At 71.8% G+C, this 22,950-nt stretch carries 17 protein-coding genes; 6 read left to right on the top strand and 11 right to left on the bottom strand.

Going from position 1 to position 22,950, the window contains the following annotated elements; all coding sequences use genetic code 11:
• Positions 1-270 precede the first annotated feature (270 nt).
• Positions 271-1,293, top strand: coding sequence for an NAD-dependent epimerase/dehydratase family protein (locus ACFVS6_RS21725; RefSeq protein ID WP_389705990.1), 1,023 nt, complete (start codon positions 271-273; stop codon positions 1,291-1,293).
• Positions 1,294-1,375: 82 nt separating this feature from the next.
• Here the strand turns inward: ACFVS6_RS21725 and ACFVS6_RS21720 are convergent, their stop codons facing one another.
• Positions 1,376-2,998 (bottom strand): ABC-F family ATP-binding cassette domain-containing protein, encoded by a 1,623-nt coding sequence (locus ACFVS6_RS21720; protein WP_389705988.1) that lies wholly within the window; start codon positions 2,996-2,998, stop codon positions 1,376-1,378.
• Between the two features lie 64 nt (positions 2,999-3,062).
• Entirely contained in the window at positions 3,063-3,359 is a 297-nt protein-coding gene (locus ACFVS6_RS21715; protein WP_389705986.1) for a hypothetical protein, read from the bottom strand.
• Positions 3,360-3,648: 289 nt separating this feature from the next.
• Here ACFVS6_RS21715 and ACFVS6_RS21710 point away from each other — a divergent pair, with 289 nt between their 5' ends.
• On the top strand, positions 3,649-6,438 hold the full coding sequence (locus ACFVS6_RS21710; protein WP_389705984.1) for an NACHT domain-containing protein: 2,790 nt from the start codon (positions 3,649-3,651) through the stop codon (positions 6,436-6,438).
• 101 nt (positions 6,439-6,539) lie between these two features.
• Here ACFVS6_RS21710 and ACFVS6_RS21705 read toward each other — a convergent pair whose 3' ends face one another.
• The 5 genes from ACFVS6_RS21705 to ACFVS6_RS21685 form a co-directional block, all read right to left on the bottom strand.
• Complete coding sequence (locus ACFVS6_RS21705) at positions 6,540-6,746, bottom strand: cold shock domain-containing protein (RefSeq protein ID WP_389705982.1); 207 nt, start codon at positions 6,744-6,746, stop codon at positions 6,540-6,542.
• 173 nt (positions 6,747-6,919) lie between these two features.
• The gene (locus ACFVS6_RS21700; RefSeq protein ID WP_389705980.1) at positions 6,920-8,428 is read right to left on the bottom strand and encodes a DUF4246 domain-containing protein; all 1,509 of its coding nucleotides are present in this window, start codon (positions 8,426-8,428) and stop codon (positions 6,920-6,922) included.
• Between the two features lie 103 nt (positions 8,429-8,531).
• Positions 8,532-9,014: an NUDIX hydrolase gene (locus tag ACFVS6_RS21695; RefSeq protein ID WP_389705979.1), complete on the bottom strand. Its 483-nt coding sequence runs from the start codon at positions 9,012-9,014 to the stop codon at positions 8,532-8,534.
• 99 nt (positions 9,015-9,113) lie between these two features.
• A complete protein-coding gene (locus tag ACFVS6_RS21690; protein WP_389705977.1) occupies positions 9,114-9,491 on the bottom strand; it encodes an FKBP-type peptidyl-prolyl cis-trans isomerase in 378 nt (125 codons plus the stop codon).
• A gap of 814 nt (positions 9,492-10,305) precedes the next feature.
• Positions 10,306-11,754: a CBS domain-containing protein gene (locus ACFVS6_RS21685; RefSeq protein ID WP_389705975.1), complete on the bottom strand. Its 1,449-nt coding sequence runs from the start codon at positions 11,752-11,754 to the stop codon at positions 10,306-10,308.
• Positions 11,755-12,474: 720 nt separating this feature from the next.
• On the opposite strand from ACFVS6_RS21685, the gene ACFVS6_RS21680 reads away from it, so the two are divergent.
• Together ACFVS6_RS21680 and ACFVS6_RS21675 are read left to right on the top strand one after the other, a co-directional pair.
• Positions 12,475-13,563, top strand: coding sequence for a hypothetical protein (locus ACFVS6_RS21680; protein WP_389705973.1), 1,089 nt, complete (start codon positions 12,475-12,477; stop codon positions 13,561-13,563).
• A complete protein-coding gene (locus ACFVS6_RS21675) occupies positions 13,553-14,395 on the top strand; it encodes a hypothetical protein (protein ID WP_389705971.1) in 843 nt (280 codons plus the stop codon). Before ACFVS6_RS21680 ends, ACFVS6_RS21675 begins: the two co-directional genes overlap by 11 nt.
• Before the next feature lie 233 nt (positions 14,396-14,628).
• Here ACFVS6_RS21675 and ACFVS6_RS21670 read toward each other — a convergent pair whose 3' ends face one another.
• The 4 genes from ACFVS6_RS21670 to ACFVS6_RS21655 form a co-directional block, all read right to left on the bottom strand.
• A complete protein-coding gene (locus tag ACFVS6_RS21670) occupies positions 14,629-16,152 on the bottom strand; it encodes an aldehyde dehydrogenase family protein (RefSeq protein ID WP_389705969.1) in 1,524 nt (507 codons plus the stop codon).
• A gap of 56 nt (positions 16,153-16,208) precedes the next feature.
• Positions 16,209-17,561 carry a GAF domain-containing protein gene (locus tag ACFVS6_RS21665; RefSeq protein ID WP_389705967.1) on the bottom strand — a complete coding sequence of 451 codons (1,353 nt, stop codon included), beginning with the start codon at positions 17,559-17,561 and terminating at the stop codon, positions 16,209-16,211.
• A gap of 145 nt (positions 17,562-17,706) precedes the next feature.
• Positions 17,707-18,990: an SWF or SNF family helicase gene (locus tag ACFVS6_RS21660; protein ID WP_389705965.1), complete on the bottom strand. Its 1,284-nt coding sequence runs from the start codon at positions 18,988-18,990 to the stop codon at positions 17,707-17,709.
• A complete protein-coding gene (locus ACFVS6_RS21655) occupies positions 18,987-22,004 on the bottom strand; it encodes an SNF2-related protein (RefSeq protein ID WP_389705963.1) in 3,018 nt (1,005 codons plus the stop codon). Before ACFVS6_RS21655 ends, ACFVS6_RS21660 begins: the two co-directional genes overlap by 4 nt.
• Before the next feature lie 186 nt (positions 22,005-22,190).
• On the opposite strand from ACFVS6_RS21655, the gene ACFVS6_RS21650 reads away from it, so the two are divergent.
• Together ACFVS6_RS21650 and ACFVS6_RS21645 are read left to right on the top strand one after the other, a co-directional pair.
• The gene (locus ACFVS6_RS21650) at positions 22,191-22,370 is read left to right on the top strand and encodes a hypothetical protein (protein WP_281211044.1); all 180 of its coding nucleotides are present in this window, start codon (positions 22,191-22,193) and stop codon (positions 22,368-22,370) included.
• A gap of 22 nt (positions 22,371-22,392) precedes the next feature.
• Positions 22,393-22,938 carry an MOSC domain-containing protein gene (locus tag ACFVS6_RS21645; RefSeq protein ID WP_389705961.1) on the top strand — a complete coding sequence of 182 codons (546 nt, stop codon included), beginning with the start codon at positions 22,393-22,395 and terminating at the stop codon, positions 22,936-22,938.
• The last annotated feature ends 12 nt before the right edge of the window (positions 22,939-22,950 follow it).

Here is a 22,950-nt window from a genome sequence, read left to right as displayed (position 1 = left end):
CGTTCCTCATCGGTGGGGCGGTGACGGCGGACGTCGAACTCCCGCAGCCCGCCGTGGGCACCGGCCGCACCGCGGAATCCGTTCGTACGGGGAGTGTGGCACGTGCCGAGCGAGGCCAACTCGCGGGTACCGGGCAGCTGTCGACCGCCGGGAGCGTGCCGGGCCCGCGCCGGCGAGGTCGTTCCGCGACCGCCCGCGCCGGCGACGTGTGTTCCGCTCCTGGTGAAGGGGGGTCTCGACGCCTTCGTACGCGTGGTAGTCCTTGAGGTCATGAAGATCCTTCTCATCGGTGGAACCGTTTTCCTGGGCCGCGCGCTCGTCGACGAGGCGCTGCGACGCGGTCACGAGGTGACGCTGTTCAACCGAGGACAGGCGGGCCCGACGCCTGACGGGGCCGAGGCGGTCCGGGGCGATCGGGAGGACGAGGACGCCCTGCGCGCGCTGGCGGAGGGACGGACCTGGGACTGGGTGATCGACACCTGCGGTTTCGAGCCCCGGATCGTGCGGCGTTCGGTCCGGGCACTGGCCGGCCACGCGGACGCGTACGCCTTCGTCTCCTCCTTCCACGCCTATGCGGACTGGCCCACCAAGGCGGTGGACGAGTCCTTCCCCCGCCACGCCTGCGCTCCGGACGCCTCGCCGGACGACGTCCCCTACAACGCGCTCAAGGCCGGCTGCGAGCGGGCGGTCGAGGAGGGCTTCCCCGAACGCGCGCTGATCGTCAATCCCGGCATCATCGTCGGCCCCGGGGAGAACGTCGGACGCCTCCCGTGGTGGCTGGAGACCATCGCGCGCGGCGGCCGCGTGCTGGCCCCGGGATCCCCGGACCGCGCGGTGCAGCTGATCGACGCACGCGACATCGCCGACTTCGTGCTCGACCGGCTCGCCGAGGGCGGCACCGGCCGGTACCTGACCACCGGTGTCCGCGAGAACACGACCATGGGCGAACTGCTGGCCGCCTGCGTCGACGCCACCGGCGCCGGGACCGAACTCGTCTGGGCGGACGAGCGGTTCCTCCAGGACCACGGCGTGGCCCCCTGGACCGAAGTGCCCCTGTGGGTCCCCACGGGTCCCGAGTCGGCCGGCGCCTGGACCGCCTCCTCGGCCAAGGCCCTGGCCGCCGGCCTGCGTTGCCGCCCGATCACCGAGACCGTCGCGGACACCTGGCGGGCGCTCGTCGAAGGCGGTCATCCGCGGCCCAAGTACCTTCAGGGGGCGACCCCCGTCGGCCTGGACAAGGACAAGCACGACGCGGTCCTCGCCGCGTGGGACGCGCGCGGATCGCGGGCCTGAACCCCACCGCCGCCCGCCGCGCCGCCGCCCCGCCCCCGGCAACGGTGCGGCGGGGCCGGGCGCGGGGCGACGGGGGCCGCGGTCAGCGGGCCCGGGCCACCCGCCGTTCGTCCCACACCGGCTCCGAGGTCTCCCGGACCACGCCGTCCGCGCCGAACACCAGGAAGCGGTCGAAGCTCCTCGCGAACCAGCGGTCGTGCGTGACCGCGAGCACCGTGCCCTCGTAGGCGTCCAGGCCCTCCTGGAGCGCCTGCGCCGACTCCAGGTCGAGGTTGTCGGTCGGCTCGTCCAGGAGGAGGGCGGTCGTACCGGCCAGCTCCAGCAACAGGATCTGGAAGCGCGCCTGCTGCCCGCCGGACAGCCTCTCGAAGGCCTGGTCGCCCTGACGTTCCAGCTCGTACCGGCGCAGTACCGACATGGCACCGCCCCGGTCCCTGGCGTGCTCCGTCCAGAGGATGTCGACGAGGGCGCGCCCGAGCAGCTCGGGGTGGGCGTGGGTCTGCGCGAAGTGGCCCGGCACGACCCGGGCGCCCAGCTTCCACCGCCCGGAGTGCGCCACCGAGGGGTCACCCGCGAGCAGCCGCAGGAAGTGCGACTTCCCGGAACCGTTGGACCCGAGAACCGCGACCCGCTCACCGTGGAAGACCTCCAACGAGAACGGCTTCATCAGCCCGGTCAGCTCGACGTCCTCGCAGGTCACCGCCCGTACGCCGGTACGCCCACCACGCAGCCGCATGGTGATCTCCTGCTCGCGCGGCGGCTCCGGCGGCGGGCCGGCCTCCTCGAACTTCCGCAGCCGCGTCCGGGCCGCGTGGTACCGGGAGGCCATCACGTCGCTGCGCGACGCGTACTGCTGCATGTCCGCCACCAGCTTCTTCAACTGGACGTGCTTCTCGTCCCAGCGGCGCTTCAACTCCTCGAAGCGGGCGAAGCGCTCGCGGCGACCCTCGTGGAAGGTGGCGAATCCACCGCCGTGCACCCACACGTCCGACCCCGCGGGTCCGGGCTCCACCGCGACGATCTTCTGCGCGACCCGGGCGAGCAACTCCCGGTCGTGCGACACGAACAGGACCGTCTTGCGGGTCTCCTTGAGCCTCTCCTCCAGCCAGCGCTTGCCGGGTACGTCGAGGTAGTTGTCCGGCTCGTCCAGCAGGAGCACCTCGTCGGGGCCGCGCAACAGCGCTTCCAGGACGAGGCGCTTCTGCTCCCCGCCGGACAGGGTCCGCACCTGCCGGAACCGGGCCCTGTCGTACGGCACGCCCAGCGCCGCCATGGTGCACATGTCCCAGACGGTCTCCGCCTCGTACCCGCGCGCCTCCGCCCAGTCGCTGAGTGCCTGCGCGTACCCCATCTGCGCGTCCTCGTCGTCGACCGTCATGATCAGGTGCTCGGCGGCGTCCACGCGGGCCGCCGCCTCCCTGATCCGCGGTTGCGCGACGGAGACCAGCAGGTCGCGCACCGTCCGCTCGTCCCGTACGGATCCGACGAACTGCTGCATCACCCCCAGCCCACCGCTCACGACGACCGTGCCGCCGTGCGGCTGGAGTTCACCGGCGATCAGCCGCAGCAACGTCGTCTTGCCCGCGCCGTTGGCGCCGACCAGGGCGACCACGGCGCCCTCGCCCACGCGGAAGGAGACGTCGCCGAGCAGCACCCGTCCGTCCGGCAAGTAGTACTGGAGCCGGCCCGCCTCGACATGTCCCATGCGGCAGCATTCTTCGCGCCGCGCGCACGATCGGCAACGCAATTCACGGCCACCCCGATCCCCGTCACCCGGCGTCCGCCCCGGGGTCGGACGCCGGCTCCGGCTCCGCCGCGGCACGGTCGCGCCTGACCTCCCGGAGGTACGCGAGGGCCTGCCGCCGGGGCACCTGGCCCAGCAGGCGGTGCTCGTGGTGCCCGCGACGGGCCTCGTTGCGGGCGTTCACCAGCGCCTCGGCCCGCAGGACCAGCAGGCCGGCGAAGGCCAGGCCCGCGACCACCCACCAGGGGGCGCGGGCCAGTAGGCCCACGACGGCCGTCAACAGGCCGCCGAAGGAGGCGAGAAGGCGTGAGGGGGACGTCATGAAGAACTCCTCGTGCGACACGGCGCGGATGGTGACCCACGGGCGTACGGGTTCGGCTGATCCGCCAACAAATGCTTCGAACCTGGCGGTTGGCCGTACACGCGATGTCCCGATGGCCAAGATGAATGCTTCGGGGTGGGCCCGCCGGGCCCCGCCGCCGACTGCGGCGAACCCGGCCGGCGGCACCGACGAGTACGGTTCTACGCCCGCCGCACCCCGTCCGACCAGGGACATTCAGCAGCCGTGAACGAGTGAACGACGATGAACGGCTCGTGAACGAGGAGAACGGATGACGTCATCTGCGGGCTTCCGGCCGCGGGGCCCCCAGCGTCCCGACCCGGCCGCGGTTCCACCGGAGTTGCGTCCCTGGGCGACGCTCATGGGCCGTGTCCACGACGAGCTCTACGAGGGACTCGACCCGGCGGACCGGCCCACCGTGACGGCGCTCGCCGATGCGGCCCACCTCAGCCGCTCGTACGTCTCGGAAGCCTTCTCCGGCAAGCGGCGGCCGCAGCTGACCCCGTTCCTGTCGATGGTCACGGCGCTGCGCGGGGACCCCGCCGAATGGGAACCCCGGTGGCACCGGGCGGCGGGCGAACAGGAGTCGACGGCCGGCGGGGGGACACCGGAGCCGGTTCCGCTGCTGCCCGGCGTCGAGGACACCTCGCCGGACGAGCCCGCGGGAGGGCGTCGGGACGAGGACGGGAGCCCGGAGGGGGACCCCGCCCGGCGGATCCCGTCCCCGCGGCCCGAGGCGACGGAGCCGACGCGCCCCACGGGTGCGGGTACCGACCCCGGGGCGGCCCTGCGGCGCTATCCGGTCCGCCGGTTCGTGCGCGCCGTCCTGGCCTGGGTCCTCCTCGCGTTCACCTGGCCCGGCCGGGCCCGCCGGGACCGGGCGGCGGTACGCCTGCGTCGCCGTCTGGTCAAACAGGTCCGCGACCGGACCGCCGTCGAGTGGGGACGCGCCGAGGTCCACCTCTACCTCCGGCCGAGGTTCACGATCCTCACCGTCGACCGGCAGGCCGAGAACGTGCGCGGCCGCAGGGGGAGGAGGGCCCGCAGGGTCGAGCCGGTGGCGGCCGCGACCCGGGTGAGCGACATCCGCACGCTCTTCGAGGACACCGACGACCTGGTGCTGCTCGGTCGGCCCGGCATGGGGAAGACCACGCAACTCGCCCGGCTCGCACACCGGTTGGCCGTGGAGGCGCTGGAGGGGCCCGACGAGGCGGAGCCCCTCCACGTACCCGTCTACCTGCGGCTGGACACCTACCGCGGCGAGCCCTTCGAGGAGTGGCTGGTCAACGCGATGGGACGGCAGTACACCGGGATCTCCGGGGTCCTGGTGCGGACTTGGCTCAGCGAACACCGCCTGCTTCCCGTCCTGGACGGCCTGGACGAGGTCCCGGAGGCTGACCGTTCCAAGTGCGTCGCGGAACTGCGGCGCCTGCGCCGGGCCTGTCCCGGCATGGCCGTCGGCTGCCGCACGGACGAGGCCGATCTGCGGCGCCTCGCCCTCGACCTCAGGGCCCTGCGCTACGTGGAGATCCAGCCGCCGAGCCGGCAGGACGTCCAGGAGTTCCTCACCGCCGACCGTCAGGCCCTCGCGGACGTCCACGTCGCGCTGGAGGAGGACCCGGACCTGTGGGAGCTGCTCCGGTCACCGATGATGCTCGGTTTCATCCGGGTCACGTACCGCAACAGGCCGGCCGACGACCTGCGCCGCCCGGGCAGTCCGGCCGAGCGGCGCGGCCGGATCTTCGACGCGTACGTCCGCGAATGCCTGCTGCGCGAGCGCCCCGGGCCGGACGAGTCCCCGGAGCGGACGCTGACCTGGCTGACCTGGCTCGCGCGGACGCTCACCGAGCGGCAGGAACACGTGCTCTACCTGGACCGGCTCGACCTCGGCTGGTTGCCCCGCACGGAGCAGAGGGGCCCGAGGATGCTGCCGAACCTGGCCATGTCGTTCTGCGCGCTGGGGCTGCCCGTCCTGTGGGTGGCGGCGGCGGTGCACGCCGGGGTGCTGGAGGCCGGCGTCACCGACGCCGCCATCCTCGCCGGCGTCATGGCCGTCACCTGCGCGGTGACGTCCTACCACTCGGAGACGCGGTTCCTCAGGGCCGACGAAGCCGAGCGGGCGGGCAGGGGCGACGCTGCGGACGGCAGCCCGAACCGGAACCGGGACCAGGACCGGGACCGGGACCGGAACGGCGGACGCGGACGCAAGGGCGGCCGGGAACGGAACCCCGACCGGGGCGCGATCATCGAACCCGTCGCCGCGACCGGCCCCTTGATGGTCGGCATGGTGTTCCTGATGGTCAACGTGCTGCACGTCGACCTCCTGGCACCGGGGCCGCTGGTGGTGGCGCTCGCGTACTTCTGGGTCGCGGCCACCCAGATGGAGGGCTCCTTCACGGACGTCTTCCAGCCGGTGGAGCAGCTGCGGTGGACCTGGCTGCTTCGGGAGCGAACGCACTACTCCAAGGTCAAGTTCCACCTCGTGCGCGGCGCGTTCAGCCTGTTCATGTGGCTCAGCATCGAGGCCCTGATCGGCTACGTCGTCCACCTGCTGTGCCCCGACCCCTGGTGGATCGGTCCGGCCGCGGCCGCGCTGCTCGGCGTCGTCTACATCGTCGGCAACCAGTTCGAGCCCTCGCTCCAGGACCGTCGCCCCCGGCCCAACGAGGGGATGCGCCGTACGGTCCGGTTCTCCGTGGTCCACGGCTTCGCCGGGTTGGTCGTGGCCGGCGTCGGCCTGATGGTGCTGGTCGGCCTGGCCACACCGGGCCACGACCTGCGCCGGGCCGGTTTCCTCGCCGTCCTGCTGGGCGCCCTGTTCGCGGTGGTGCGGGGATTCCGGTTCGGTGGCCTGGCCGTCGTGCGGCACTGGACCATCCGTGCGATCCTCGCCCGCCGGGGGCGCACCCCGTACCGCTACCGGAGGTTCCTGTACGGCGCGGAGGAACGGGTGCTGCTCCTGCGTACGGACAGCGGGTACTTCTTCCCGCACCGCCTGCTCCAGCTCCACCTGAACACCCCGGCGGAACAGCTGTCCGCCCGTGTCACCCCGGGACCGTGACGACGGGAAGGCGGGCCTGATGACGGGAGGGGCCGAGCCTGATGACGGGAAGGGCGGTCCGGACCACGGGAGGGCCGGGCCGCGTCACGTGCCGCACCGGCTCAAGGGCGTATGTGACGGGCCACGAACCGGCCCTCGCCCAGCTCGATGGTGAAGGACACCTGCTGGTCCACCGACAGGCTGCCGCACTCGCCCTCGATGTCGTCGCGGTAGGCACGGACGGGAGTCGTGCGCCCCAGGGGGACGATCCAACCCGTGCCGGTGGTCCTGTCGTACCACTCGACGAAGCCGATGCACCGTTCGTCCATGGCGGCGGTCCCTTCACCCTGAGGTGAGCCGGGTCCTGCCGCGCCCGGCCGATCTCCACTATCGGCCGGGCGGGGCGACGGCGCATCCCGGACGGTGTCGCCATCCCGCCCGTCCAGGGTCCTCCGTACCCGCCGACCTGCACGTATCGCAGGTGGGAGGGGTGCGGACGAGGTCAGTGCTCGCAGAGGGAGAATTCTCGCTCGTAGAGCTGTTCGTTGTGTTCGGCGACGAAGAACTTGCGTTCCCGCATGAGCTGTTCGCGGTAGTCCTTCGCCTGTTCGAGCGTCATGGTCGAGGTACCGGACCACGGCTGCTGCGGCGGCACGTCGGCGGTCGAGGTGATCCTTCGCGACGGATCGACCAGGAAGAACGCGAGGATCTTGCGGTGTCCCGGACGGGTGGGGTCCGTGAGGCGGAACGGGCTGACGCGGTGCTGCAGGACGTTCGGGAACGCCAGGCAGCGGCCCGCCGGGGTCGACGTCGATCCCAGGTCCTGGTTCAGCGCGTCCTCGTCCTCCAGGCCGTAGACCTCGCGCAGGCCGTTCTCGTCGTTCTGTTCGTAGTTCGGGTCGTCGAGTGCCGCCCGGAAACCGAGCCGACTCTCGGTGACGTTCTCGCTGTCCCAGTAGTAGATGCCGGTCGAGACGATCCGCTCGTTCAACATTCCCTCGACGTGCCAGGACCCGCCCGCGTACTCGGGCTTCTCCGGGGTGAGGTGAAGGGTGGCGAGCTTGACGATGACCTGGAGACGGCGGCCGCGCAGGTCGACCCGGGCGGACTCCTCGGGCACCTCGGGCGCGGTGAAGGCCGGGGCGTCCGGGACGACCGGGCGGCGGTTCTCCCACCACTCCTCGTGGGCCCGTGCCCACACCCGACGGGCCTCCGCGAAGGCGGCGTCATCGGCGTAGGCGGACTTGCTCGGACGTTCCGGCTCCGAGTCGTACCAACCGTAAGGATCGGCCTCGATCCGCAGGGGCCTCGGATGACGCAGATCGGTGAGTACGTTCTCCAGCAGGGGGCGCAGGCGGGCGAACAATTCCGGCAGGACGGAGGCCAGTTCGTGGTGAATTTCGGGATGGACATTGTTGACGTACGAACGGAAGGCGACATCGCCGTCCTCACTGACGTCGACCTCCGTGGGAAGCCACTGGAACTTCTCCGAGAATTCGTGCTTCGAATAGCGGTCCGTCGGGTTCTGCCAAGCCTGCTCGGGCGCGCCACTGGCCTCTCTCACCAGGCAGAACAGTGACGGATGAACCAGGTCGAGCACCTGGCCGTCGGAGCCGGGATGCCAGTCCTTCTCCTCCTCGGGGACCTGCTCCAGAACCTGAACCGCCCGACGCAGCCGGGATCCGAGTTCCTCGTCGACCAGGGTGTCCGAATGCCACACCCCGTCGACGGCGGAGACCTCGATGCCGGTCGCCGCGTCCCGCAGCGCCGCGTAATGCGCGAGTTCGGCGAGAACGTAACGCACTTGCGCCTCGGTGAGGCCCTGGGCGAGTGCTTCCCGCGTCCACCTCGCGACGATGTCGGCGTCGTTCATCTTGTCGAACCATTCCGGCTTCGCCCGAATGTGGGAGCTGCACCGCATCATCTGGAGTTCCCGCAGCGTTCGCGGTGTCGCGAACGGTATGGAACGGGACGTTTGGAAGGGCAGCGGGAAGGCAGGCAGGCCGGACAATTCTCTTGGTCCTTCGAGTCGGTGTGCGATGCCGGGAAGGATAGTTCAGCGGACTGACACCGCAGCCGGGGTCGAGGACGCGATACGACCGACCTGTCGGCTATTACCCGGCGAACGTGCCGGCGGCGGCCCCCGACGGATCGCCGCGGCCGACCTCCTGCGCCCGCCCCAGCATGCGGAGGGCGTCGGCCGCCGCCGGTGACAGCGTCTCGTCCCGCAGATCGGCCAGGGGAATCCACACCGCCGCGTCGGTGGAGCCGTCGATCTCGGTCACCGTCGGCGCCCCGCCCCCGAGGGTCACGAGGTGGAACAACGCCGTCAGGCTCCAGCTCACCCCGTTCCGCCGGGCCGAGTAGGTCCGCGCGTCCAGCAGTCGAGCATCCACGAGTTCGAGCCCCGTCTCCTCCCGGAGCTCACGGGACAAGGCCTCCACGGGCTGTTCGCCCGGGTCGATGCCGCCGCCCGGCAGGTGCCACAGACCCGGCGCGAAGACCGGCGAGGCGTCCGAGAGCCGGATCAGCAGCAGCCGGTCGTCCTCCACCGCGATCGCGTAGGCCGAAACACGGGTCCGTACGTCAGTGTTCAAGGGCCTGTCCCTCCCCGGACGAAAGCAGATCCGGGGAACCCTGACGTTCCCGAGATCGACTTCCGGGACAGTACCTCCCGGGCGGTTCCACGGGGTCCCTCAGACCACGGAGACCAGGTCCACCACGAAGACGAGCGTGGAGCCCGCCGGGATCAACGGCGAGGGGGACTGCTTGCCGTACCCGAGGCGCGGGGGAACGATGATCTCGCGCCGACCGCCGACCCTCATCCCCCTCAGCCCCCGGTCCCAGCCCTTGATGACCCTGCCACCGCCCACGGCGAACTTGAACGGCAGGCCCCGCTCCCAGGAGGAGTCGAACTCCCTCCCGGACTCGAAGGTGACGCCGACGTAGTGCACCCGGACCACCCTGCCCGGCTTCGCCTCGGCCCCGTCCCCGACGACGAGGTCCCGGACCGTCAGCTCCTGCGGAGCCTCACCTTCCGGGACCACGACCTCGGGCTTCGTCAGTTCACTCATCGCAGCCTCATCACTCACCGCCGGGATCCCCCGTACGCAGCGGCCGGGCGCACCGGTCACTCCGCGCGGGGGATGATCACGTCACCGAGAACGCCGATCGCCCGAAGTACATCAAACCCCACGGAGCACGGCACGGCCCGCCCGGCCGTGCCACGCCCCCGGCACCTCCGCTCAGAAGAAGCCGAGCTTCTTCGGGGAGTAGCTGACCAGCAGGTTCTTCGTCTCCTGGTGGTACAGCAGCCACAGCCACGCTGACCAGGGGAAACGGAAGTTGGTGCGGCGCCTCGGCTGGGGCTGGTCCGGAATTGGTCCGGATCTTGGTCCTGCCTGGTCCCTGGCGGAGAAGCTGGCGTGAGATGGGAGTGGGGGAGCGCCCGGCTGCTTGGGTGTTCCACCAGCAGTGGGAGTCGGGCGAGAACGCGGCCTTGGTACACGACGGGCGAGTCGTACCATTCGGTGTCACCGATCACTCGCAGGGAGCGGCGCGAGCCCGTGCAAACGCCTGGATACTGGGCCCAGAGGAGGTAGGGTGCCAGCCACGGCAGATCGATCTCCTCGCGTCCGTCGTAGGCCACGACCACCGGCTCGGCCATGGGAGCAGCGATGCGATGCCGGTCAACAGCCCGCGCCCCGTGTGGTGCAGTTGATCGGTCAGCCTGGCCACCCACGGCTCATCCTGTAGGTCGCGCTTGATAACCCACTCCAGGGCGTCGCAGGCACGCGCCCATCGTGCCGCTACCGGAGAGGCGTCATTGCAGAGAGGCGGCTGCCCTTGTCGGGTGATCACCCGACAAGGGTGGCCAACCGTCTCACCTCAGCCGCCGTGTTCGCGTAGAAGCTCGATCATGTTGCGGAGCATCGGAATCGCCGAGTCGCCGGCTTTGTCCTTGTCGTTGAAATGCATCAGCTCGTTGCGGATCTCCCGCAGTTCGTCGAGGCGGGCGATGAAGGACTTGCGGTCCAATGGCCAGCCCAGCTTGTCCCACTGCTCCTGGTTGCCCAGGACCTGCTGGTAATCCCCATAGGACAGCTGATCGAAGGCAACGAGCTTCCGGCGTCCGTCGGGATCGCAGAGCGCAATCACCTCCGCGAGGTCCAGGCCCTCCGAGATGACTCGGCGCAGTTGCCGGTCGAGATCGCCGATGAGTAGGAACGGACGCGCCGTGGCGCCATATTCGGCGGCCACGTCGGCGACGGTGATGATTCCGGCGATCTGATTCGTCTGGTCTTTGACCAGGAGGAAGCCGAACCGCTCCAGATCGGGCAGGACGTCGATCAAGTGGTCGGCGTAGCTCACCGCGTGCGCGGCGACGATGGCATCGGAGAAAGGGGCCTCGAAGTCCGCGTAGCGGGCTCGTGCGATGGATTCCCAGGTGACGGCACCTCGCAGATTCCGAGGTCCGCTCAGCACCGGCAGTTGCGAGTACCCGTTGAGCCGCATTTTGGTGAACACCTCCTCGAAGCTCGTTGAGGAGGGAACCGACACCACTCCCTTGAGCGCTGAGGGCAGGTTGCCGACCGTCTGGCCCTGGATCGGCTCCCCCTTGTCCTCCTCGTTGCCGGAGGTGGTGGCAGATCCCGGTGCACTGGTTTCCCCCGGCTCCTCCTGCCCTGTTACAGGCTCCTGCTCGGCAGCCTCTCCTTCGCCGTCAGTGTCCTCGGAAGGTCCGGTCAAGGTGACCCGGTCATCGATCCCCACAGCTGCGAAGTCCGGCACAGTGGACAGGCCGTGGTTGGCCAGTTCGGCGGCTATGTGCTCGGTGACCAGGTAGCCGCGCCGGGCTGCCCCCCACCACCCGAGCAGATCCCGGACGGTGACGGTGACCGGTGTCTCGGCGTCCGCCTGCCTCCGAGCGTCCTTCAACCGCGTGTGCCGGGCAACGGAACCGTCAGCTGCGACGTCGCCGGAAGGCGGCAGCTCGGCCACCGTATCCAGGAGCCTCTGTCTCAGAGCGTCCAGCAAGGTGCCGTCGTCCAGTGCCCAGGACGTCCACCCGTCGTAGGGGCCGCGCCCTGTAGCCGCGGCAGCGGCTGCCGAAGGAGACTTGAACCGCTGACCGTCACCCAGCTCGATCCTGCCATCCGCGGTCACCTGGGCAAGGTGCTTCTGCCCGGACCGCCGCTGTCGGAAAGTGAGGCGCTGCCCTGTGCTCAGCAGGCCGGCGTGGATGAGGTCGGAAAGCAGTACCCGCCGTCCTTCGATCAGGTAGGAGGCTCGCCCCAGAGGCTCGTCCGCACTGCTGCCTACTGTGTGATCAGTCATTGATTCCCCCCGCTCGACCTCTTCGGATCGCTGCGATCATCGCAGAGCCGTGTCCGGCATCGAGGCGGTTCCAGACAAGCGCTTCGCCAGTTGTTGTCAGGGACGGCTGGTGCGGGCCGGCCCTCGCCGTGTCTGCTCCAGCACGCCGACGACCGGGACGACTCCATCCGTGATCCCATAGGAATCCATTCACTGGAGGGGCCATTTGACGCGCCATGCCACTTCGCGTCATGGCGGGGCATGGAGTACCAGAGTCAAGGTGGTCGGGCCTTCCCCCGCCTCTCCCTTCGACGGGAAAGCGCCCGCGCGGAGCTACGGCCGGCTCCTCCCTGGTGATGTCCACCTGCGTTCATCCGTAGGTACCGGAATCCACCGGGCGACAGCGTCCGGAGCCGACAGCGCCATGTTCAGAACGGCTTCGCTCGGCTCAATGGCGCCAGGCCCGACGTGATGACGAACAGCAATCCGCCTTGTCGTTTGATCAGGAGTTTCATCGTGCGAGAGATGCCCGACGACCATTCATCGGAACCCAGATTCACCGTAGGCTGCCGCCGAGCCACGGTCGCAGTCCCGGAAACGATGTTGAGGGCTTGGCCAGCACACGTCATACCGTGCTGCTGGTGCCAGAAAGATGGGGCCAACTGCCCTGTATTCTGAGGATGAAGTGATGGGATAGGCCTCTCGGCACGCCGCGAGGACGGCAGGCGGGGTGGCCGCGACATGATGATCGACTACAACGTCAGCGATCATTGGCCCGCGGACACGCCGGGCTGGTTGAAGTCCCTCGTCTCGTCCCTCGACCGGCGCCACGGCGGAAGCAGCGTTCTGCCCCTGACCGTGATCGTGGACGAGGTCTTGGAATGGCTGGAGCTCGCCAGCGGCGTCGACGCTTGGAAGAACGCGGCCAACCGCGCATCGTTGCGCAGCGATCTGGAGGAGTCCGCACGGGCACTCGGTCCCGGGCTCCGGGCCCACATCGCCACATCGCTCGCCGACTTCCAAGCCGCCTTCGCGCGGCTCGTCAACAGTCCCGGAACGGTCCTGAAGCAGCCGCCGGGAAGCCGCACCGATGCGGTCTGGACCGATGTCGCAACGGCTGGGGAGAATCTGCTCGCCGCGCTCGAAACCGACGAAGGAGCCCGCGCCAGCTGGGACGACCTGGTGGCCACGGCACGGGACCGCGCTTTGGCGGGCCGGGAGTACCGCCCGATCGCCGACCTGCTCTTTGACCAGTTGCGCAGGCGTGGCCTCGACGCGAAGGGGATCTTCCGGGGGCTTGTCTCCGTGATGGCGTTCGGCCGGGAACCTGACAGCCCTCACATCGGTGAGAGGGACGTACCGCTGGAGGAGCGCATCGCGAGCGCCCGGACGTACCTCGGCACTCGGGCCGTGGCCGAGCCGGTCGTAGTGTGGCTCGGGTATCAGGGCCGGACCTTCCTGCACCTCTCGGCCGGACGGGTGTCCTTCCTTGACGCCCACTGGGCAGTGCCCAACGCCCGGCCAGGTAGGCAGGACTTCGAGCACAAGGCGGAGCTCTGGGAATTCGTCCGCCACGGTGACCTCTTCAAAGTCGCGGAGCTGGTCGACGAAGAATCCGACGTGGACTTCCTGGTCCGCGTCGACCTCGGCACCACCACGGCAGCCGATGCGGTGGACCGCGCCGTCCGCACCGTCGAGACGATCATCCGTCGCCATCCACAACGCTGGCGGGATCCGCCCGTACCTCGTCCAACACGGGCTCTTGTGCTCCGGTCGCCCAGGCTCGCAGAGCTTCGTGCTCCCCAGACGCGAGACGGGTTTGCCCGATGACCACTACGGTGCAGGCATCACCGCGAAGGCGATCGAAGAGCACGGTCCGCGCATCGCTTCGGCGCTCGCCCGCGAAGACCTGCCGCGGTTCCTCGCCGCCGCGATCGAAGTGCAGACCACCGCTGACCATCCGTTCAGCCGTGACATGGCGATGCGCAAGCCTTCCGAAGCGGACATCCGCAGCGTCATCCCGCTCACGGACCGCGTGGTGCAACACGTCGCGGCGTACGCGGCACTCGCACCGGGCGAGGTGTTCGGTCTGCTCGGCGAGCGCTGGCCACATGCGCGGTGGCTCGCAGATGTTCGACGAGCGGTCGGCATGTGCCTGCTCGGCGGAGGAAACCGCAGTGGTCTGGCCAACGAGCTGACCCGGGAGTGGTTCGCGAGCGATCCGTCGCGCCCATGGATCCTGTTCGTCGCCGACCGCTCCGCCGATCTGCTCTCGCTCTGCCGCATCGAGCACGAGCGCGCATGGATCGGCCGGATGTTCTCCAGCGTGAGCGATCACGCCGGATACCGGACCCTGGTCGAGCGGTACGCCGCTCAAGGCGCCGTCTTGGAGGGGCGGCGGAGCCGCGTCCGCAACGCTCTGGTGCACGGTAATCCCGCTGGCTTCGCGATCGTCGGGTCTGTGCGCGAGTACGCCGAGTTCCTCAGCGGTGGCGCGCTCAACATCGCTCTGGAGTCCTACATCGAGGGCGAGGCGCCGACCGCCGCGCTGGCCCGGAGGACCGGAGAGTTCACTGCGATGCAGGAAGGACACGACGCCGCCGCCTACTGGAGGGCTCGACTCGCGGCCCGGACCGCAACGGGTACGGCCACTCCGGGATAGCAGGCCGACCGTCTCATCGAGGAGGCCATGGAAGAGCAGGACCTCGCCAGTCAGGGCGCCCACCCGCGTGGTGAGCTCGGTTTGGTCCGTGGCTGGTCCGGAGCAGCCGGTCTGGAGCGGAAGACGGGCGGGCGGAATCGGGAGGAACAGCAAGAACCTCTGTCCGCGTCCAGCAGGTCGAGCCGACGGCGCCTGAGGACAACGGCCCAGTTCAGACGCTGTTTCTCGTGAACCTAGAAGAAGCCGAGCTTCTTCGGGGAGTAGCTGACCAGCAGGTTCTTCGTCTGCTGGTAGTGCTCCAGCATCATCTTGTGGGTCTCCCGGCCGATGCCGGACTGCTTGTAGCCGCCGAAGGCGGCGTGCGCCGGGTAGGCGTGGTAGCAGTTCGTCCAGACGCGGCCGGCCTGGATCGCGCGGCCCGCGCGGTAGGCCGTGTTGACGTCACGGGTCCACACGCCCGCGCCCAGCCCGTAGGCGGTGTCGTTGGCGATGCGGACGGCGTCGTCGAAGTCCTGGAACGAGGTCACGGAGACCACCGGGCCGAAGATCTCCTCCTGGAAGATCCGCATGCGGTTGTCACCCTCGAAGATGGTCGGCTGGACGTAGAAGCCGCCCGCCAGCTCGCCCTCCAACTCCTGCTTGCGACCGCCGGTCAGGAGCTTCGCGCCCTCCCGCTCACCGATCTCCACGTACGCGAGGACCTTCTTCAGCTGCTCCTCGGAGGCCTGCGCCCCGATCATCGTGTCCGTGTCCAACGGGTGGCCGGGCACGATCAGTTCGGTGCGGGCGACCGCGGCCTCCAGGAAGTCCCCGTACCGGCCGCGCTCGATCAGCGCGCGCGACGGGCTCGTACACACCTCGCCCTGGTTCAGGGCGAACATGGTGAAGCCCTCCAGGGCCTTGTCGCGCAGGTCGTCGTCCGTCGTCCAGATGTCGTCGAAGAACAGGTTCGGGCTCTTCCCGCCGAGTTCCAGGGTGACCGGGGTGAGGTGCTCGGCCGCGTACTGCATGATCAGGCGGCCGGTGGAGGTCTCCCCGGTGAAGGCGACCTTCGCGACGCGGGGGCTGGACGCGAGGGGCTTCCCCGCCTCCTCGCCGAAGCCGTTGACGATGTTCACGACGCCGGGCGGCAGCAGGTCCGCCACCAGACTCAGCCAGTAGTGCACAGAGACCGGAGTCTGTTCCGCCGGCTTGAGGACCACGGTGTTGCCCGCCGCCAGCGCGGGAGCGAGCTTCCACACCGCCATCAGGATCGGGAAGTTCCACGGGATGATCTGGCCGACCACGCCCAGCGGCTCGTGGAAGTGGTAGGCCACCGTGTCGTCGTCGAGCTGGCTGAGCGCGCCCTCCTGGGCGCGCAGCGCGCCCGCGAAGTAGCGGAACTGGTCGATGGCCAGCGGAAGGTCGGCGGCGAGGGTCTCCCGGACCGGCTTGCCGTTCTCCCAGGTCTCCGCGACGGCGAGGGCCTCCAGGTTCTGCTCCATCCGGTCCGCCACGCGCAGCAGGATCGTGGACCGCTCACCGGCCGAGGTCCGCCCCCAGCCGGGCGCCGCCGCGTGGGCCGCGTCCAGGGCGCGCTCGACGTCCTCGACCGTGCCGCGCGCGACCTCGGTGAACGGCAACCCGGTGATGGGCGAGGGGTTGTCGAAGTACCGGCCGCGGGCGGGCGCGACGTACTCACCGCCGATGAAGTGGTCGTAGCGCGCCGCGTACGACATCAGCGCGCCCTCGGTACCGGGCGCAGCGAAACGGGCCATGGAGGTCCTCCCCTTGCCGGGCGCCGGCCGCCGTCGGACAGCGCTCGGGCAGGAGGCTAGGAGCGGGCAGGTTGCGGGTACGTTGCACGCCCGCCCGGACGCGTGCCGCTCCCGGGTCCCGAAGTCGCCCCTCGGCCGCGCCCGGCCCCGGGTCCGGCGCCGAGTTCCGCGTCCAGGGCGCGTACGCGGGCCAGCGCGGCCGGCCGGCCCTCCGGCGGGAGGGCCTCGGCCAGCGCCCGCCACACCGCCGGGTCGTCCGCGCCCCACGGGGCGCACACCCAGTCCGTGAGCAGCCCCCGGTCCGCCCGGGCGATCACCGCGGCCCGTGCCTGGTCCTCGATGCGCCGCCGCAGCCGGACGATGCCGGGCGCCGCCGAAGCGGGCAGCAGCGGCCCCGCGTACCGGGCGAGCGCGGCCGAGACGGCGCCCGCCGCCAGGTGCCGGACCACCGCCGTGGAATCGGCCTCCAGCGGGGCGGCCGTGCGGTAGGGGCGCGACAACAGGTGCTCCGGCCCCACCAACGCCCGCAGCCGGGACATTTCCGCCCGCAGGGTCACCGCCGGGACGGACTCGTCCTCGTACAGGGCGTGGGCCAGCTCCTCCCCGGAAAGGCCGTCCGGATGGTGCGCCAGCAGCGTGACGATCTCGCTGTGCCGTCGCCCCAGCGCGAGCCGCCTGCCCTCGATGACCAGCAGCGCCTCGTCGCGGCCCAGCGCCGTCAACCGGTCCTGCCCGGCGGCCCCCGGTTCCGGCGCGAGCAGTGCCAGTTGGGTCTCCGCGGCCCGGGCCACCGCCTGGACGAAGGCGAGGGAATGGGGGTGGGCCAGCCCGTCCCCGCCGGTGATGTCGACCGCGCCGAGCACCCGACCGGTGCCGGGATCACGGACCGGTGCGGCCGCGCACGTCCACGGATGCACGCGGCGACTGAAGTGCTCCGCCCCGAAGACCTGGACGGGCTCCCCGACGGCGACCGCCGTACCCGGCGCGTTGGTTCCCATCGCCGACTCCGCCCAGCGCGCGCCGGGGACGAAACCGAGCCGCTCCGCCCGGCGCAGCGTGGCCGGCTCGCCCTCCACCCACAACAGCCGGCCCCGCGCGTCGCACACCGCCAGCAGGTGCGCCCCGTGCGCCGCGAACGCCCCGACGAGGTCCCGGAACAGCGGCATCACCCGGGCCAGCGGATGCTGCGCCCGGTAGGCCCGCAACTCCGGCTCGGCCAGCTCCAGCCGAGGCGCGCACTCCGGGCTGAGCCGGGCCCGGGCGCACCGCCGCCAGGACTTCGCGATCACCGCACGGACCGGGGCCTCGACCCGTCCGTCCTCGGTGAACGCGGCGTGTGCGCGCCGCAGGACGCGCGTGCGCTCGGCGGGATCGGCCCCGCCCGGCAGCGCCAACGACGGATCGCCCATGTCGCCCTCCCGAGGGACCGTGGCGCCGCGGTACGCGGAGCGCCCCCATCGTCGTGCGGGTCCCCGGCCCCGACAAGCGTCGCGTCGGCCAGTCCGCGACCGATCCCGTTCAGCGCCGGGGCCGCGGGTGCCCGGGCCGCGCACCTCACGCCGGGTCGTCGCTCCCGTCGGGCTCCGCTTCCAGGCAGGCCAGGGCCGACGCGGGGTCCGGGGCGCCCGGCCCGGCCGGGCTCCAGCGGGTACCTTCGCGGCGCAGCGGCCACCAGCGGCCGTCCCGGCCGAGCCGCAGCTGGTGCCGGGCGCCGGGTGCCGTCCAGCGGGCCCGCACCCGGCGCAGCTCCGGGGCGTCCTCGTCCGGCCAGGCCGCCGCCAGGGCGGAGCGGGCCCGGGCCAGGGTCGCCCGGTCCGGCGACCAGTCGTCCTCCAGCGCCGCGAGGCCGGGCGCCCCGCCGAAGCCCCAGGCCCGTACGGCCAGGTCCATGGTCGGCCCGTCGCGGCCGGAAGCCGCCGCCAAGCGGTAACGGAGCCGGAAGTGGCGGGCCTCGGCGGTGAGGCGTACGGCGTCCTGCGCGGCGGTCGGCGGGGCCGTCGGCGCGTGCTCGGCGCCGTCCGCCGCCAGTGCCCGCGCGAGCAGCCGGTGCGCCTGGGACGCGGCCGCCTGCGCGAGGAACTCCACGGCGTCCACGTCCAGCCCGTCCGGCTGCGTCTCGGTGTCCAGCGTCGGGGGCTGCCCCGGGGCCTGCGGCAGCTCCGGCGGCGGGGGCAGCGGCGGCAGCTCCGCGCGCGTCGCGAACACCTCGGCCGCCGGGATGCCGACGACCCCGGGCGGGGCATCCGGTTCCGGTTCCGCTCCGGCGGCGCTGCGGTCCTCCAGCTGGATCAGCAGGTCCCGTTCGGGGCGCCCGCGCAACAGCAGCAGCAGGAACGGGTCCTGGTCCAGCAGTCGTGCCATCTGGTAGCAGAGCGCGGCCGTATGCGGGCAGTGGTCCCACTCGCCGCAGTCGCAGCGCGGGTCGAGCTCGCCCATGCCGGGCAGCAGGTCGACGCCGGCCGCGGCCGCGTCCTCGGCGAGCTCCGGCGGCACCTCGCGGTCCAACAGGGCGGCGATGTGCCCCGATTCCGCGACCGCCAGACCCAGCAGCCGATCCCATTCCGCTTCGGTGAACTCCTGGACCAGCACGTCCGTCCGGCGCGCCGTTCCGTCCGGGTCGCGCACCACCGCCGTCAGCCCGCCCGGACGCACCGACACGGCGCCGACCGCGCCGGTGCGCGCGTACCGGCGGCCCAGTTTGACCTGTTCGCCGTCGAGCGCGCCGTCCTCCAGGGCCCGCAGCCAGGCGTGACCCCACCAGGTGGTGGCGAAGGCCCGGCCTCCGTGCGGCGGGAGCGCGGGGAAGGTCTCCTCGTACGGGTCGTGGGTGCTGCTCATCGGTTGCCCCCCGGGGCCGGGCGCAGTGCCACCAGCTCGGCCAGTTCGCGGTCGGTCAGTTCGGTGAGGGCCGATTCCCCGGAGCCGAGGACGGCGTCGGCGAGGGCGCGTTTGGCTTCGAGGAGTTCGGCGATGCGGTCCTCGACGGTGCCCTCGGCGATGATCCGGTGGACCTGGACGGGTTGGGTCTGGCCGATGCGGTAGGCGCGGTCGGTGGCCTGTTCCTCGACGGCCGGGTTCCACCAGCGGTCGAAGTGCACGACGTGCCCGGCGCGGGTCAGGTTGAGGCCGGTGCCGGCCGCCTTCAACGACAGCAGGAAGACGGGCACCTCCCCGGACTGGAAACGATCGACGAGCTCCTCGCGGCGCGGGACGGGCGTCCCCCCGTGCAGCAGCTCGGAGACGATGCCGCGCGACGCCAGATGGCGTTCCAGGATCCGGGCCATGGCCACGTACTGGGTGAACACCAGCACCGAGCCGCCCTCCGCGAGGATCGTGTCGAGGAGTTCGTCCAGCAGCTCCAGTTTCCCGGAGCGGGCGGCGTCCCGCGGGCCGGCAGGGCCGGGAGCGGGGTCCTTCAGGTACTGGGCGGGGTGGTTGCAGATCTGCTTGAGGGAGGTCAACAGCTTGACGACCAGTCCGCGGCGCTCCATCCCGTCGGCGTCCGCGATCGCGGCGAGGGTCTCGCGCACGACCGCCTCGTACAGACCGGCCTGTTCGCGGGTGAGGGACACCGGATGGTCGGTCTCCGTCTTCGGCGGCAGTTCGGGGGCGATGCCCGGGTCGGACTTCTTGCGCCGGAGCAGGAACGGCCGCACCAGCGCGGCCAACCGGGCCGCGGCCTGCGGATCGCGACCGCTCTCGACGGGCTCGGCCCAGCGGATGCGGAAGGTGCCGAGCCGGCCGAGGAGGCCGGGCGTGGTCCAGTCGAGCAGGGCCCACAGCTCGGACAGGTTGTTCTCCACCGGGGTGCCCGTGAGGGCGACCCGCGCCGGCGCCGGGATGGTGCGCAGTGCCTTGGCGGTGGAGGAGCGGGGGTTCTTGACGTGCTGCGCCTCGTCGGCGACGACCATGCCCCAGGGTGCGGCGGCGAGTTCGGCCGCGTCCAGGCGCATGGTGGCGTACGTGGTGAGGACGAAGCCGCCGTCGAGGCCGTCGAGGGTGCGGCTGCCGCCGTGGAAGCGGCGGACGGGCGTGCCCGGCGCGAACCTTTCGATCTCCCGCTGCCAGTTGCCCAGCAGGGAGGCCGGGCAGACGACGAGGGTGGGCTCCGGTCGGTCCCGGTGCAGGTGCAGGGCGATGAGGGTGATGGTCTTGCCGAGACCCATGTCGTCGGCGAGGCAGGCGCCGAGACCGAGCGAGGTCATCAGGTCCAGCCAGGCCAGGCCCCGCAGCTGGTAGTCCCGCAGCGTCGCGTCGAGTCCCTTCGGCGCCGGCGGGAGGGCGGCCCGCTCCGGATCGGCGGTCAGCCGGGACCGTAGCTCGGCGAGCGCTCCGGCGGCCGTCACCTCGACCCGCACGCCGTCGATCTCGACCGATCCGGTGAGTACGGCGGCCAGCGCGTCGGCGGCGGAGATCGTGACGGGTCGCTCGACGCGGGCGCGGGCGCGGCGCACGGCTGCCGGGTCGACCAGGACCCACTGGTCGCGCAGCCGGACCAGGGGGCGCTTCGCCTCGGCCAGCCGGTCGAGTTCGGCCGGGGTCAGGTCCTCGGCCCGACCGCCGAGGGAGTGCCGCCAGTCGAAGGAGAGCAGGGCCCCGGCGGAGAGGAGACCCGGCAGGTCCGAGCCGGTGGCGTGTGCTGCGGGGGAGTCGACGACGGCGCGGGAGGTGAGGGTACGGGCGAGGCCGCGCGGCCAGTGCACCTGGACCCCGTCGGCGTCGAGGGCCGCGGCGGCGTCGCCGAGCAGCTCCGCGACCTCCTCGTCGGCGAGGTCGACCGCGTCCGGTACGGCTGCCCCGAGCAGCGGCGACAGCGCGGGCCAGAGCCGGGCCGCGCGGCGCAGCGCGCGCAGGGCGTCGAGCCGGGCGCGGGGCGGGAAGGCGGCCGGGCCGCGCCCCGGGGCGGCGCCGGGGGCGCTTGCCGGGGCGGCCCAGACGTCGGCGGCGTCGGCGACGAGGCCAGCGTCGGCGAGGCTGTGCAGCTGGAGCACGGCGCGCAGGGCGGGCGGGGTGTCGCGGCGGTCGGCGGGGGCGTCGGGAGTGCTGCCGTCGGGTGTGCTGCCGTCGGAGGTGCTGCCACCGGGGCGGGCCGCGTCCGGGTCGCGGAACTCGACGCGCAGGGAGATCCGCACCCCCGCGTCGTGGCCCGCGGCCACCTCGTCGGCCCAGGCGCGCAGTGCGGGAAGCGGCCGCGGGGAACCGGCGGGCGCGGCGAAGGCGGGGCCGCCCGCGGCGGCGGCCGCGGCGGGGGACCGGGGCAGGATGTCGGCGACCGCGTCGAGGAAGGCCCGCAGCAGCGGTTCGGGGGCGGGCAGCCGGGGCGGCCCGTCGGCCTCCAGGGGGACACAGTGCGCCTCGGGCGGCATGGCCGCCGCCAGCTCCCGCACCGCTTCGAGGTCGGCGGCCTCCAGCGGACCGGTCCGCCAGGCGTCGTACCCGGCGGGGCTCAGCCCGGGCAGCAGCAGCCCGCGGGCGGCGAACCGGAGGGCGAGCAGCGACGCCGCTCCCCAGAACGCCGTCGGGGCGCTCGCCCCGGGGGTGGTCCGGGCCCGGGTGAGCAACGGTAGGGCGGCGCCGATGGGCAGTACCAGGGCGGGTACCGCGACCGGCAGCAGCGCCGGGGTGATCACGGTGAGTTCCTCGACGACCCCGCCCGCGGCCTCGGCGCCGTCGGGGGGTGTGGGGTCGGCCTCCGCAGGGTTTCGCGTACCGGGGTCGCCGTCCGCCGGGGGCCGGGCGGGCGCGGCCGTGTCGGAGTCGGTCCGCCAGAAGGCGACGCGGCCGTTGCGCGGCGGGTCGGCGGGCAGGAAGACGGCGGAGCAGCGGAGGAGGCCGGAGATCTCGGAGAGCACGCATTCCTCAAACTTGACTACCGGGTACGGGCGGCCGAGAGTACCTCATGCGCGGACTCCGGGGGCGCGCGCGGCGCGATGACCCGGCCCACCGCGCCGGAACAAGGGTGCGGCGCGGGGGAACGCACGGTGCGGGCGGAGCGTTGAGAGGTCAACAGTCGAAGCAGCAGGAGGAGGTGTCCGTAGATGTCGAGGAGCGGAAAGGTCGCGGTTGCCGCGGTCGCGGCAGCCATCGTGTTGTTCTACGTGTTCGGCGTCTGGGGTCTGGTGGCCCTGGTCGCGGTCCCGGCCGTCGCGTACCTCCTGCTGGACCCCTCCCAGCGTCGTCGGCTGCGGGGCATATCCAGGAAGCAACTCGACCGCTGAGGCGGCAAGGGGGATGCAGGTCATGAACACCGCACAGGTTTCGGCGGTCAGCAGCAACGGCGTGTACTCGTTCACGAAGCCGAACCGGGAGAGCATCACCCTGCTCGCGGGCCTCGGCGTCGAGGGGGACGTGCACGCGGGCGTCACGGTCAAGCACCGCTCACGCGTGGCGCAGGACCCGACCCAACCGAACCTCCGGCAGGTGCACCTCATCCACCGGGAGCTGTTCGACGAGGTGGCCGGTCAGGGCTTCGAGGTCGCGCCGGGCCAGCTCGGGGAGAACGTGACCACGGAAGGCATCGACCTGCTCGCGCTGCCGACGGGAACGCTGCTGGGCCTCGGTGAGGAAGCTGTCGTGGAGGTGACCGGGCTGCGCAACCCGTGCCGGCAGATCGACGCGTTCCGCAGCGGGCTGCTCAAGCAGGTCGTCGGCCGGGACGAGACGGGCAACCTGGTCCGCAAGGCCGGAATCATGGGCGTGGTCCACCGGGGCGGCACGATCCACCCCGGCGACACGATCACGGTCACCCTGCCGGAGCTCCCGCACGTCCCGCTCGAACGGGTCTGACCCCTCGGCGCC

Origin of the sequence: Streptomyces sp. NPDC057939 (assembly GCF_042887545.1) — a bacterium.
Taxonomy (GTDB): domain Bacteria; phylum Actinomycetota; class Actinomycetes; order Streptomycetales; family Streptomycetaceae; genus Streptomyces.
The sequence above is the reverse complement of the archived record's forward strand: the minus strand, read 5'-3'. Positions and strand labels throughout refer to the sequence as shown.